Here is a 13,409-nt window from a genome sequence, read left to right as displayed (position 1 = left end):
CTCGGTTGGGGGACCGAGGAGGGGGGCGGTGCCGGGGGGCCTCTCTGTCAGAGGCGGGCCTCCGTGGCGGAGGCGGGTGGGCGTCAGCCCATGTGCGGGTAGCCGTACTCGGTCGGCGGGACCAGCGTCTCCTTGATGGCGCGGGTCAGCGTCCAGCGCATCAGGTTCTGCGGGGCGCCGGCCTTGTCGTTCGTACCCGAGGCACGGCCGCCGCCGAAGGGCTGCTGGCCGACGACGGCGCCGGTCGACTTGTCGTTGATGTAGAAGTTGCCCGCGGCGAAGCGGAGCTTCTCCATCGTGTGAGCGGCCGCCGCACGGTCGCCGGAGATGACCGCGCCGGTGAGGGCGTAGTCCGAGACCGACTCCATCTGGGTCAGCATCGCGTCGTAGTTCTCGTCCTCGTAGACGTGGATCGCGAGGATCGGACCGAAGTACTCGGCCTTGAAGACCTCGTTCTCCGGGTCGGTGCAGGCGATGACCGTCGGACGGACGAAGTAGCCCACCGAGTCGTCGTACGTGCCACCGGCGACGATCGTGCAGGTCGGGTCGGCCGCGGCACGGTCGATCGCGGCCTTGTTCTTGGCGAACGAGCGCTCGTCGATGACCGCGCCGATGAAGTTCGACAGGTCGGTGACGTCACCCATGGTGATGCCGTCGACCTCGGCCGCGAACTCCTCCTTGAAGCCGTCGTTCCAGATGGAGGCCGGGACGTACGCACGCGAGGACGCGGAGCACTTCTGGCCCTGGAACTCGAAGGAGCCGCGGGTCAGCGCGGTCTTCAGGATGCCGCGGTCGGCGCTGGGGTGCGCGACGACGAAGTCCTTGCCGCCGGTCTCGCCGACGATCCGCGGGTACGCGCGGTACTTCTCGATGTTGGTGCCGACCGTCTTCCACAGGTGCTGGAAGGTCTTGGTCGAACCGGTGAAGTGGATACCGGCCAGGTCGGGGTGGTTCAGGGCCACCTCGGAGACGGCGATGCCGTCGCCGGTCACCAGGTTGATGACACCCTTCGGCAGGCCGGCCTCCTCCAGGAGCTCCATGAGGAGCACGGCGGAGTGGGTCTGCGTCGGGGACGGCTTCCAGACCACCACGTTGCCCATGAGGGCGGGGGCGGTGGGCAGGTTGCCCGCGATGGCCGTGAAGTTGAACGGCGTGATCGCGTAGACGAAGCCCTCCAGCGGGCGGTGGTCCAGACGGTTCCACACACCCGGGGAGTTCGCCGGCGGCTGCTCGGCCAGGATCTGGCGGGCGTACGCCACGTTGAAGCGCCAGAAGTCGACGAGCTCGCACGGGGTGTCGATCTCGGCCTGCTGGGCGGTCTTCGACTGGCCGAGCATGGTCGACGCGGCCAGCGTCTCGCGCCACGGGCCGGCGAGCAGCTCGGCGGCGCGCAGGATGATCGCGGCACGGTCGTCGAAGGCCATCGCGCGCCAGGCCGGGGCCGCGGCCAGGGCCGCGTCGACGGCGTCCTGGGCGTCCTGCTCGGTGGCGCCGCGGAAGGTACCGATGACGGCCTTGTGGTTGTGCGGCTGGACGACCTTGAACTCCTCGCCGCCGCCGAGGCGCTTCACGCCGCCGATGGTCATCGGCAGCTCACGCGGGTTCTCGGACAGCTCCTTGAGCTTGGTCTCGAGGCGGGCGCGCTCGGGGGAGCCGGGGGCGTAGCTGTGCACCGGCTCGTTGACCGGAGCGGGGACCTGGGTGACAGCGTCCATGGGTCGCGTAACTCCTTCTGAGGGGTGTGGGCTCAGCCCTTGGTGAGGATGGATCGGACGAAGAAGAGGAGGTTGGCCGGCTTCTCCGCCAGACGGCGCATGAAGTAGCCGTACCAGTCGGTGCCGTAGGCGGTGTACACGCGCATGCGGTGTCCCTCCGCGGCGAGCCGGTGCTGCTCCTCGCTCCGGATGCCGTACAGCATCTGGAACTCGTACTCGTCCAGCTTGCGCCCGGCGCGGCGCGCCAGCTCCTGGCCGATGGAGATGAGGCGCGGGTCGTGGGAGCCGATCATCGGGTAGCCCTCGCCGTCCATGAGGATCTTCATGATCCGGACGTAGGCCTTGTCGATCTCGGACTTGTCCTGGATCGCGACGGACTCGGGCTCCTTGTAGGCGCCCTTCACGATCCGGACGCGGGAGCCGTTCGCGGCGAGGCGGCGGGCGTCGTCCTCGGTGCGGAACAGGTACGCCTGGATGACACAGCCGGTCTGCGGGTGGTCCTTCCGCAGCTCCTCGTGGATGGCGAACATCGAGTCGAGGGTGGTGTGGTCCTCGGCGTCCAGGGTGACCGTGGTGCCGATCTCGGCGGCGGCCGCGACGACCGGGCGGACGTTCGCGAGGGCCAGCTCGTGACCGTCCTCCAGGGACTGGCCGAACATCGACAGCTTGACGGACATCTCGGCGCGCTCGCCGAGGCCCAGCTCCTTGAGACGGCCGATGAGCTCCAGGTACGCGTCCCGGGCGGCGTACGACTGCTCGACGGTGGTGATGTCCTCACCGACGACGTCGAGGGTGACCTCCAGGCCGCGCTCGCTCAGCTCCTGGACGATCGGGACGACGTCGTCGACCGACTCTCCGGCGATGAAGCGGGCGACGACCTGCTTGGTCCCGGGGGCGGCCGACACGAAACGGCGCATCTTGTCGCTGCGCGACGCGGCGAGGATCACGGGACCCAGCACGGGGACCTCCAGAAGGACAGGGTGACGAAGGGTGCCGTACCCGATCTTTCGTAAGAAACGGGTAACAGCACGAGGAACCACCGTGAAACCTATGGATCGCTCCGATCGTCCGCCATCTACACCTGTCACGCATCCGTGCCCGGCATCTCATACATATGTCTGAGAGGGTGCGAGAATGGCGCTGTGAAGGGCGATTACCAAGACCTGGTGGACGAGATCTCCGCGCTGCTCGGCGCGCCGGCGACGCTGGAGAACCGCGATTTCGGCCTGATCGCCTTCGGCGCCCACGACAGTGACGACGACACGGCGATGGACCCCGTCCGGACGCGGTCGATCCTGACCCGGAAGTCGACCCCGGCGGTCCGCGCCTGGTTCGAGGGCTTCGGCATCACCCGGGCGACGGGTCCGGTCCGCATCCCGGCCGCTCCGGACGCCGGGGTCTTCCGGGACCGCCTCTGCCTGCCCGTACGCCATCGGGGTGTCGTCCTCGGATACGTCTGGCTCCTCGACGCGGAGCCCGGCCCCACGCCCGACCAGCTCACGGCCGCGATGGAGGTCGCCACCCGGATCGGCGGCCTCCTCGCCGACGAGGAGCGCGCGGACACCGATCTCTCGCGCGAGTTCGCCGCGGTCCTGACCGCCGGCCGCGGCTGGCAGAGCGACATGGCCGTCGCGGCGCTCCGGGCGGCCCTGGGCCCCAGCGCGGACGGTCTGCACACCGTCGTCTGCGTGACCCCGTGGAAGGGCGAGGCCCCCTCGATCCGGTCGGTCCCCGGCGGGGCGGCGGTCGCCACGCTCCCCGAGAGCGAGTCCCTCGCCGTCCTCGTACGGCTGCGCACGGCCGAGGACCTCTCCCCCGCCCACACGGCCGCCGACCGGCTGCGCGCCGCCCACCCGGCCGGCATCGCGAACCCCCGCCGCGGCCTCACGGAACTCCCGGCGGCCTGGCGCGAAGCCAACACGGCGGCCCGCGCCGCCACGGCCCAGCCGACCCTCGGCCCGGTCGCGGAGTGGGCCGGGATCGGCCCGTACCGCCTGCTCGCGGCGCTCTACCACCCCGAGATCGACCCGGCCGTCGCCCCGCTGATCGCCCCCGCCCACGCCGAACTGGCCCGCACCGCCGAGGTGTTCCTCGACAACGCGGGTCAGGCGGGCCGCACCGCGGCGGCCCTGGGCATCCACCGTCAGACCCTCTACTACCGGCTGTCCCGGGTCGAGCAGCTCACGGGCCTGGACCTGGACGACGGCGAGGACCGCCTGCTGCTCCACATGTCCCTGAAGTCGGCCCGGCTCTGAACGCCCGCCGGGGCGGGCGGGTGCCCCGAGCGACGAGGTCCGGCACGGGGTGATGACGGCAGGTCAGCCCTGCTCCCCCATCAGTACCTTGAGCCCCTCCGTGAGGTCGTCCGCCGTGGGCGCGGTGTCCGGGTCGACCATCCACTGGATCATCACGCCGGCCACCAGCGCCTGGCAGAGCAGTCCCGCCACCCGGGCCTTCTCCGGGTCCGCCTCCGGGTCGATGCCGAGGAAGCCCTCGGCCATGCCGAGCCGGCCCTCCCGCTGCGGCTCCTTGATCGCCTCGCGCAGCTTCTCGTCGTCGTCGAGCCGGGTGACGATCTCGGTCTGGAGCTTCCAGACGGGCCGGCTGGCCTCGGCCGCGCCGATGACCTGCTCCCAGACGGCGCGGAAGCGGGCGTACGGATCGGCCGGCAGCTCCCGCTTCCGCTCACCGCTTCCCGCGGGTCCGACCCGCTCGCCCCACTCCTCGGTGAGGGCCAGGAAGGCCTGCTGGAGCAGGGCGTCCTTGGAGCCGTAGTGGTAGCCGATGGAGGCGAGGTTGGTGCCCGACTCGGCGACGATGTCACGGGCCGTGGTGCGCCCGTACCCCTTCTCCAGGAGGCAGCGCTTGGCGCCTTCGAGCAGGTCTTCCTTGTGTCCCATGACAGCACTGTACCCGGCCAATAGACACTTGTGTAAGACGAGCGTCTATCGACCGGGTACGAGGTCGTGCGGGGCCGTACGGGGTCCTGCGGGCGTGCGTCAGATCAGGTTGACCGAACGGGCCGACGTGGCACCGATCTCCGCCGCGATCTCCGCGAGCACCGGGGCCGGGAGCGTGTCGTCCACGGTGAGCACGACGAGCGCCTCGCCGCCCTCCTCCGCGCGGGAGACCTGCATACCGGCGATGTTCAGACCGGCCTCACCGAGGATCCGGCCGACGGTGCCGACGACACCCGGACGGTCCTCGTAGCGCAGCACCACCATGTGGTCGGCGAGCGCCAGGTCCACGTCGTAGTCGCCGACCGCGACGATCTTCTGAAGGTGCTTGGGGCCCGCGAGCGTGCCGGAGACCGCGACCTCCTCGCCGCTCGACAGCGTGCCGCGCACCGTGACCACATTGCGGTGGTCCGGCGACTCGGAGCTCGTGGTCAGCCGCACCTCGACACCGCGCTCCTGCGCGAACAGCGGGGCGTTGACGTACGACACGGTCTCGTCGACCACGTCCTCGAACACACCCTTGAGCGCGGAGAGTTCGAGCACCTTCACATCGTGCTGGGTGATCTCGCCGTACACCTCGACGTCGAGACGGGCCGCGACCTCGCCCGCGAGGGCGGTGAAGATGCGGCCGAGCTTCTCGGCGAGCGGCAGACCCGGCTTGACGTCCTCCGCGATGACACCGCCCTGGACGTTGACCGCGTCCGGGACGAGCTCACCGGCGAGCGCCAGACGCACCGAACGGGCGACCGCGATACCGGCCTTCTCCTGGGCCTCGTCCGTGGACGCGCCGAGGTGCGGGGTGCAGACGACCTGGTCGAGCTCGAAGAGCGGGGAGTCCGTGCAGGGCTCCTTCGCGTACACGTCGAGGCCCGCGCCGGCGACCCGGCCCTCCTTGAGGGCGGTGAAGAGCGCCGCCTCGTCCACGATCCCGCCGCGCGCGGCGTTGACGATACGGACGGAGGGCTTGACCTTGTGCAGCGCCTCGTCGCCGATGAGACCGAGGGTCTCCGGGGTCTTCGGCAGGTGGACGGTGATGAAGTCGGCGACCTCGAGGAGCTCGTCCAGGGCCAGCAGCTTCACCCCCATCTGGGCGGCGCGGGCGGGCTGCACGTAGGGGTCGTACGCGACGATCTTCATGCCGAACGCGGACATGCGCTGGGCGACCAGGACACCGATGCGGCCGAGGCCGACGACACCGAGCGTCTTCTCGCTGAGCTCGACGCCCGTGTACCTGGAGCGCTGCCACTCGCCGTTCTTCAGCGCCGTGTTGGCCTGCGGGATGTTGCGTGCGGTGGCGACGAGCAGACCGCACGCGAGCTCCGCGGCGGTGACGATGTTCGACGTCGGGGCGTTGACGACCATGACGCCGGCCTTGGTGGCGGCGGAGACGTCCACGTTGTCCAGACCGACACCGGCGCGGGCGACGACCCGCAGCTTCTTGGCGGCGGCGATGGCCTCGGCGTCGACCTTGGTCGCGGAACGGACCAGGATCGCGTCCACGTCGGCGATGGCGGGCAGCAGTTCGGCGCGGTCCGCGCCGTTGCAGTGCCGGATCTCGAAGTCCGGGCCCAGGGCGTCGACGGTGGCGGGCGACAGCTCTTCAGCGATGAGTACGACGGGTTTCGAGCTCACGTGAGTCCTCACAGATCCAGTGCGGACGGCCGTCCCGACGGCCGCAGGCGGTGGAGGGGGCTTGCCGCGTGAAAGCGCACGACGCTGTGGGCCTGAACGCGAATGTTGTTGAGCAGTGTAGTGGTGTACCGGCGCCGTTCATGCGCCTCGTTGGAAGGATCACCCGTCCGTGGTTGGACGGGGTGTCCAACGATGTGGACAGGGGCCGGACACACCGTCCGGCCCCTGTCCCGAAGGCTTACGCCTCCTCGTCGTTCACCCAGCTCATGAGCTTGCGCAGCTCCTTGCCGGTGGTCTCCAGGAGGTGGTTCTCGTCCTGGGTCTTGTACTCGTTGTACTTCTTCAGACCGCCGTGGTACTCGGCCATCCACTCCTTGGCGAAGGTGCCGTCCTGGATCTCCGCGAGGACCTTCTTCATCTCGGCCTTGGTGGCGTCCGTGATGATCCGCGGGCCGGTGACGTAGTCGCCCCACTCGGCGGTCTCGGAGACCGACCAGCGCATCTTCTCCAGGCCGCCCTCGTACATGAGGTCGACGATGAGCTTCAGCTCGTGGAGGCACTCGAAGTACGCGATCTCCGGCTGGTAGCCGGCCTCGGTCAGGGTCTCGAAGCCCGCCTTGACCAGCGCCGCGGTGCCACCGCAGAGAACGGCCTGCTCGCCGAAGAGGTCGGTCTCGGTCTCCTCGGTGAAGGTCGTCTTGATGACGCCGGCGCGGGTGCCGCCGATGCCCTTGGCGTACGAGAGCGCCAGCGCGAAGGCGCTGCCGGTCGCGTCCTGCTCGACGGCCGCGATGCACGGAACGCCGCGGCCCTCCTCGTACTGACGACGGACCAGGTGGCCCGGGCCCTTCGGGGCGACCAGGGCGACGTCGATGCCCTCGGGCACCTTGATGAAGCCGTAACGGACGTTCAGACCGTGACCGAAGAAGAGCGCGTCGCCCTCCTTCAGGTTGTCCTTGATGGACTCCTCGTAGACCTGGGCCTGGATCGGGTCCGGGGTCAGGATCATGATGAGGTCGGCCTCGGCCGCCGCCTCGGCGACGGAGACGACGCGCAGGCCCTGCTCCTCGGCCTTGGCCTTGGACTTCGAACCCTCCTGCAGACCGACGCGGACGTCGACACCGGAGTCACGGAGCGACAGCGCGTGGGCGTGGCCCTGGCTGCCGTAACCGATCACCGCGACCTTGCGGCCCTGGATGATGGACAGGTCGGCGTCGTCGTCGTAGAACAGCTCGGCCACTGGGAATCTCCTTGAGGTGCTGGTGTTGCGTCCCACCGTACGGCGGGGAGCGGGAGGAAGGTTTTCGGGTCTCGTCAGTCGGACCGGCGGATGGACCGCCGGTTGACCTCCGATGACTCTGAGGCGCGCGGTGACGCTCAGGCGCTGCGGTCGAGGGCCCGCAGGGACCGGTCCGTGATGGACCGGGAACCACGCCCTATGGCGATCGTGCCGGACTGCACGAGCTCCTTGATGCCGAACTGCTCCAGCATCTTGAGCATCGCGTCGAGCTTGTCACTCGAACCGGTGGCCTCGATGGTGACCGCCTCGGGCGAGACGTCCACGGTCTTGGCGCGGAACAGCTGGACGATCTCGACGATCTGGGAGCGGGTCTCGTTGTCGGCGCGGACCTTCACCAGGACGAGCTCGCGCTGGATCGCGGCGCTGGGCTCGAGTTCGACGATCTTCAGGACGTTGACCAGCTTGTTGAGCTGCTTGGTCACCTGCTCCAGGGGCAGGTCCTCGACACTGACCACGATGGTGATCCGGGAGATGTCGGGGTGCTCGGTGATGCCCACGGCGAGGGAGTCGATGTTGAAGCCGCGGCGCGAGAACAGGGCGGCGATCCGGGCGAGGATGCCGGGCGTGTTCTCGACGAGAACGGAGAGCGTGTGCTTGGTGGACATGGTCTGGGTCTCTTCCTTTTCGCTCTGCTTCGTTCCGCGCTTCAGTCGTCTTCGCCGTCGCCGAAGTCGGGGCGGACGCCCCGGGCGGCCATGACCTCGTCGTTGGAGGTGCCGGCGGCGACCATCGGCCAGACCTGGGCGTCCTCGTGGACGATGAAGTCGATGACGACGGGACGGTCGTTGATGGCGTTGGCCTCGGCGATGACCTTGTCCAGGTCGGCCGGGTCCTCACAGCGCAGGGCGACACAGCCCATGGCCTCGGAGAGCTTGACGAAGTCGGGGACGCGGGTGCCCTTGTTCGCCTGGATGTCGTCCGGGCCGGAGTGCAGGACGGTGTTCGAGTAGCGCTGGTTGTAGAAGAGGGTCTGCCACTGACGGACCATCCCGAGGGCGCCGTTGTTGATGATGGCGACCTTGATCGGGATGTTGTTCAGGGCGCAGGTGGTGAGCTCCTGATTGGTCATCTGGAAGCAGCCGTCGCCGTCGATCGCCCAGACCGGGCGGTCCGGCATGCCGGCCTTGGCACCCATCGCGGCGGGGACCGCGTACCCCATCGTGCCGAGGCCGCCGGAGTTCAGCCAGGTGGCCGGGCGCTCGTAGTCGATGAAGTGGGCGGCCCACATCTGGTGCTGACCGACGCCCGCGGCGAAGATCGTGTCGTCGGGGACGAGCTGGCCGATCCGCTGGATGACCTGCTGCGGCGAGAGGCTGCCGTCCTCCGGCAGGTCGTAGCCGAGCGGGTAGGTCTCGCGCCAGCGGCTCAGGTCGCTCCACCAGGCGGTGTAGTCGCCCTTGTTGCCCTCGCTGTGCTCGGCCTGGACGGCCTGGATCAAGTCGGCGATGACCTCGCGGGCGTCACCGACGATCGGGACGTCGGCGATGCGGTTCTTGCCGATCTCGGCCGGGTCGATGTCCGCGTGGACGATCTTGGCGTACGGGGCGAAGCTGTCGAGCTTGCCGGTGACGCGGTCGTCGAAGCGGGCGCCGAGGGCGACGATCAGGTCGGACTTCTGCAGCGCGGTGACGGCGGTGACCGCGCCGTGCATGCCGGGCATGCCCACGTGCAGCGGGTGGCTGTCCGGGAACGCGCCGAGCGCCATCAGGGTCGTGGTGACCGGGGCGCCGGTGAGCTCGGCGAGGATCTTCAGCTCGGCGGTGGCGCCGGCCTTGATGACGCCGCCGCCGACGTACAGGACGGGGCGCTTGGCCGCGCTGATCAGCTTGGCGGCCTCGCGGATCTGCTTGGCGTGCGGCTTGGTCACCGGGCGGTAGCCGGGCAGGTCGGTCTGTGGCGGCCAGCTGAAGGTGGTCTTCGCCTGCAGGGCGTCCTTGGAGATGTCGACCAGGACCGGGCCGGGGCGGCCGGTGGAGGCGATGTGGAAGGCCTCGGCGATCGTCCGCGGGATGTCGTCGGCCTTGGTGACCAGGAAGTTGTGCTTGGTGATCGGCATCGTGATGCCGCAGATGTCCGCCTCCTGGAAGGCGTCCGTGCCGATGGCCTTCGAGGCGACCTGGCCGGTGATCGCGACGAGCGGGACCGAGTCCATGTGCGCGTCGGCGATCGGGGTGACGAGGTTGGTCGCACCGGGCCCCGAGGTCACCATGCAGACGCCGACCTTGCCGGTCGCCTGGGCGTAGCCGGTGGCCGCGTGGCCCGCGCCCTGCTCGTGGCGGACCAGGATGTGGCGCACCTTCTTCGAGTCCATCAGCGGGTCGTAGGCCGGGAGGATGCAGCCACCGGGGAGACCGAAGATGGTGTCCGCGCCCACCTCTTCGAGAGAACGGATGAGGGACTGCGCACCCGTGACGTGCTCGACGGTGGTAGCGGGCTGCGCGCCGCTACGGGGCCGCGGCTGCGGATGGTGCCCGGTGGCCTGGTCGGTCATCAGCATCTCTTCTCGAAGCAGAGGGTTTTTGCGAGGTGTTTTGCGTGGTTTTGCGGCGACTTTGGAATGAGCCGGTGCAACAAAAAACCCCTCGTGCCGTGAGGCAAGCGAGGGGAGCGCGTCGGGTGCGTTTCAAGCGGGGCCTACGGTGGCCCTGCTTCAGCCGACGCGCTTTCCAAGTACGAGAATTCGGGTGCGCATGGCACTGACCCTCCCTCTCGGGCCTCACCACTGTCAAGTGGGTGGGACGGGCGTCTCATTATTTGAGCGGAACGGGGGACGGTTTCCGGCACGGACGGGGACCGCGCCGGGCAGCGGGTACTCGTCCCGCACCAGGGCCCTGCGCAGCCGGTATTCGTCGAGCGGGCCCGAGAAGGCCATGCCCTGCGCGTGACTGCAGCCCATCGCCCGCAGCGCGACGACCTGCTCGGGTACGTCGACACCCTCGGCGACGGTCTGCATGCCGAGCTCTCCGGCGATACGGAGCACCCCGCGGGTGATCTTGCGGAGCCGGGCCGACTCGACCACTCCCTCGACGAGCCCTCGGTCCAGCTTCAGTATGTCGACGGGGAGCCTCCGGAGCGCGTTGATCGCCACATGGCCGCTGCCGAATCCGTCGAGCGCGATCCGCACCCCGAGACGGCGCAGGGTGACCAGGCGCTGCTCCAGCTCGTCGAGCGAGATCCGGGGGTCGCTGTCGGCGATCTCGACGATCAGCGAACCGGACGGCAGCCCGTGCCGGGTGAGCAGCGACTCGACCGAGCCGAGGGGCAGCGAGCGGTCCAGGAGGCGGCCGGCCGAGAGCCGGATGGACACGGGCGCGCGGTGGCCGATTCCCGCCCGCTCGGCGGCCTGCTCCACGGCCTCCTCCAGAAGCCAGCGGCCGAGCTCCGCGGTCCGCTCGGAGTCGTCGGTCACCCGGAGGTACTCGGCGGGCGTGAAGAGGATGCCCTGGGTGGAGCGCCAGCGCGCCTGGGCGCTGACGGCGGAGATCCGGCCGGTGGCGAGGTCGACGACCGGCTGGTGGAGCAGGGCGAACTCGCCGTCGTGGAGGGCGGTGCGCAGCCGGGCGGCCAGCTCGGTCCGGCGCACCACCTCGGCCTGCATCTGGGGCGCGTAGAGCTCGACCCGGTCCTTGCCGGCCGCCTTGGCGCGGTACATGGCGAGGTCGGCGTTGCGCAGGAGGTCGCCCGCCTCGATGCCGGGTTCGGCGAAGGCCACGCCGATCGAGGCGGCGACCCGCACCTCCTGGCCGCCGTCGACGCGGTAGGGCCGGGAGAGGGTGAGCCGGAGCCGGTCGGCGATCTCCTGGACCTGCTTCCGCCGGGCCGCCTGGTCGCGGCCGCCGTCGCCGAGGATGAGGGCGGCGAACTCGTCGCCGCCGAGCCGGGCGGCCGTGTCCCCGGCCCGTACGGAGTCGTGGAGGCGGCGCGCGGCCTGGACGAGCAGGTCGTCCCCCGCCTGGTGGCCGAGGCGGTCGTTGACGCCCTTGAAGCCGTCGAGGTCGATGAAGAGCACGGCGGTGCCGGGGTCGGAGGCGCGACGGCCGCCGAGCGCCTGCCGGACCCGCCGGGTGAAGAGCGCCCGGTTGGGCAGGTCGGTGAGCGGGTCGTGCTCGGCGTTGTGCTGCAACTGGGCCTGAAGCCGGACGCGTTCGGTGACGTCCCTGCTGTTGAAGATCAGGCCGCCCTGGTGCCGGTTGACCGTCGACTCGACGTTGAGCCAGTCGCCGCGGCCGGAGCGGAAGCGGCACTCGATCCGGGTGGTGGGCTCCTCGGCGGGCGAGACGGCAAGGAAGCGCCGTACCTCGTGGACGACGCCGCCGAGATCCTCGGGATGGATGAGCGAGGCGAGCTCGGAGCCGATCAGCTCCTCGGCGTCCCGCCCGTACACCCCGGAGGCGGCCGGGCTGACGTAGCGGAGCACTCCGGTGGGCGCGGCGATCATGATGACGTCACTGGATCCCTGCACGAGTGACCTGAAGTGGTTCTCCTTCTGGGCCAGTTCGTGGGTGAGGGCGATGTTGTCGAGGAGCATGATGCCCTGGCGTACGACGAGGGCGAGGACCACCGTGCAGCCGGTGAGGACGACGACGCGGTCGACCCTGCGTCCCTCGACGACGTTGTAGAGGATCCCGAGGGTGCAGACCGCGGCGGCGAGGTACGGGGTGAGGGCGGCGAGCGAGCCGGCGACCGGACGGCTGTGCAGCCGGGGCCCGCGCGCGGGGGCGGGGCTCTCCGGGAGGCGGCGCACCCCCCACGGGGCGTAGGCGAGCAGCAGGGAGCCGGCGAACCAGCCGGCGTCGAGCAGCTGGCCCGAGGCGTAGTTCTCGCGGAGCAGCGGCGAGGTGAACAGCGCGTCGCACAGGACGGTCAGGGCGAGGGCGGCGATCGCCGTGTTGGTCGCCGAGCGGTTCGCCTGGGAGCGCCGGAAGTGCAGGACGAGGACCATGCTCACGAGGACGATGTCGAGCAGGGGGTACGCGAGCGACAGCGCCGCCTGGGCGACGGGCTCCTCCTGGAAGTGGGCCGTGCGCGCGAGGGCGAGGCTCCAGGAGAGCGTGAGCAGGGAGCCGCCGATGAGCCAGGCGTCGAGCCCCAGGCAGACCCAGCCGGCCCGGGTCACGGGCTTCTTGGCCAGGACGAGAAGCCCGACGATGGCGGGCGGCGCGAAGAGTAAGAAGAAGAGGTCGGCGACGGAGGAGTCCGGCACCTCCGTGCGGAGCACGACCTCGTACCAGCCCCACACGGCGTTGCCCGCGGAGGCCATGAACGAGGAGAAGGCGAAGAGCAGCCAGGCGGGGCGGGCGCTGCCGCGGTGGGCGCGGGCGTAGAGGAAGCAGGAGACCGCGGCGGTGAGGGCGGCGACGCTGAGTCCGAAGTCGCCCATGAAGAGCGCGAGTTCCGGTGATCCCCAGCCGAGCGAGGCGCCGGTCGTGTAGCCCGCGCAGATCAGCCCCAGGGCGATCTGCGCGAGGATCGCGCCGATGCCGGGGCGGCAGGGGTCCGGGGGGCCGGAGTCGCCACCGCCGGTGCCGACGGGCCGGCGCGCGAGGACCGCCCCGGGCGCGGTCACCGGACCCTCCGGCGCCGCACCGCCGCACCCGGCCGCGTCGTGCGGACGCGCCGGCGGTTCGTCGGGGCTGCCGGGGGCGTGCCCGTCGCAGTCGTGGGGACCCGCGGGATCCCGTACGACAGGGGCGGCCGGCTCCGGCACGGCGCCGCCGCAGGCCTCGCAGGCGCTGTGGGCCGCGGCGGCGCGGGTGGCCGGGGTGGCGGCAGCTCTCGGGCCCGGTGGTTCGGCACCGTGACCCT

At 70.4% G+C, this 13,409-nt stretch carries 9 protein-coding genes; 1 reads left to right on the top strand and 8 read right to left on the bottom strand.

Features of this window, described 5'->3' with window-relative positions:
• Positions 1-83 precede the first annotated feature (83 nt).
• Positions 84-1,715, bottom strand: coding sequence for an L-glutamate gamma-semialdehyde dehydrogenase (pruA, locus tag ACH4MY_RS14265; protein ID WP_398002253.1), 1,632 nt, complete (start codon positions 1,713-1,715; stop codon positions 84-86).
• Between the two features lie 32 nt (positions 1,716-1,747).
• Positions 1,748-2,674 carry a proline dehydrogenase family protein gene (locus tag ACH4MY_RS14260; RefSeq protein WP_398002252.1) on the bottom strand — a complete coding sequence of 309 codons (927 nt, stop codon included), beginning with the start codon at positions 2,672-2,674 and terminating at the stop codon, positions 1,748-1,750.
• 183 nt (positions 2,675-2,857) lie between these two features.
• On the opposite strand from ACH4MY_RS14260, the gene ACH4MY_RS14255 reads away from it, so the two are divergent.
• Complete coding sequence (locus tag ACH4MY_RS14255) at positions 2,858-3,970, top strand: PucR family transcriptional regulator (RefSeq protein ID WP_398002249.1); 1,113 nt, start codon at positions 2,858-2,860, stop codon at positions 3,968-3,970.
• 63 nt (positions 3,971-4,033) lie between these two features.
• On the opposite strand, the gene ACH4MY_RS14250 is transcribed toward ACH4MY_RS14255, so the two are convergent.
• The 6 genes from ACH4MY_RS14250 to ACH4MY_RS14225 form a co-directional block, all read right to left on the bottom strand.
• Positions 4,034-4,615, bottom strand: coding sequence for a TetR/AcrR family transcriptional regulator (locus ACH4MY_RS14250; RefSeq protein ID WP_398002247.1), 582 nt, complete (start codon positions 4,613-4,615; stop codon positions 4,034-4,036).
• A gap of 99 nt (positions 4,616-4,714) precedes the next feature.
• Positions 4,715-6,304 carry a phosphoglycerate dehydrogenase gene (serA, locus tag ACH4MY_RS14245; RefSeq protein ID WP_398002245.1) on the bottom strand — a complete coding sequence of 530 codons (1,590 nt, stop codon included), beginning with the start codon at positions 6,302-6,304 and terminating at the stop codon, positions 4,715-4,717.
• Positions 6,305-6,542: 238 nt separating this feature from the next.
• Positions 6,543-7,544 carry a ketol-acid reductoisomerase gene (gene ilvC / locus ACH4MY_RS14240; RefSeq protein ID WP_266897005.1) on the bottom strand — a complete coding sequence of 334 codons (1,002 nt, stop codon included), beginning with the start codon at positions 7,542-7,544 and terminating at the stop codon, positions 6,543-6,545.
• Positions 7,545-7,681: 137 nt separating this feature from the next.
• Positions 7,682-8,209: an acetolactate synthase small subunit gene (gene ilvN, locus ACH4MY_RS14235; protein ID WP_266897003.1), complete on the bottom strand. Its 528-nt coding sequence runs from the start codon at positions 8,207-8,209 to the stop codon at positions 7,682-7,684.
• 41 nt (positions 8,210-8,250) lie between these two features.
• Positions 8,251-10,101 carry an acetolactate synthase large subunit gene (locus ACH4MY_RS14230; RefSeq protein ID WP_398002241.1) on the bottom strand — a complete coding sequence of 617 codons (1,851 nt, stop codon included), beginning with the start codon at positions 10,099-10,101 and terminating at the stop codon, positions 8,251-8,253.
• A gap of 228 nt (positions 10,102-10,329) precedes the next feature.
• Positions 10,330-13,170, bottom strand: a complete 2,841-nt coding sequence (locus ACH4MY_RS14225; RefSeq protein WP_398002238.1) for a putative bifunctional diguanylate cyclase/phosphodiesterase — start codon at positions 13,168-13,170, stop codon at positions 10,330-10,332.
• Positions 13,171-13,409: the final 239 nt, after the last annotated feature.

Source organism: Streptomyces sp. NPDC017246 (assembly GCF_044331325.1).
In the GTDB taxonomy this organism is placed as follows: Bacteria; Actinomycetota; Actinomycetes; order Streptomycetales; family Streptomycetaceae; genus Streptomyces.
Note: the sequence above shows the minus strand (reverse complement) of the source record. Positions and strands in the feature narration are given on the sequence as shown.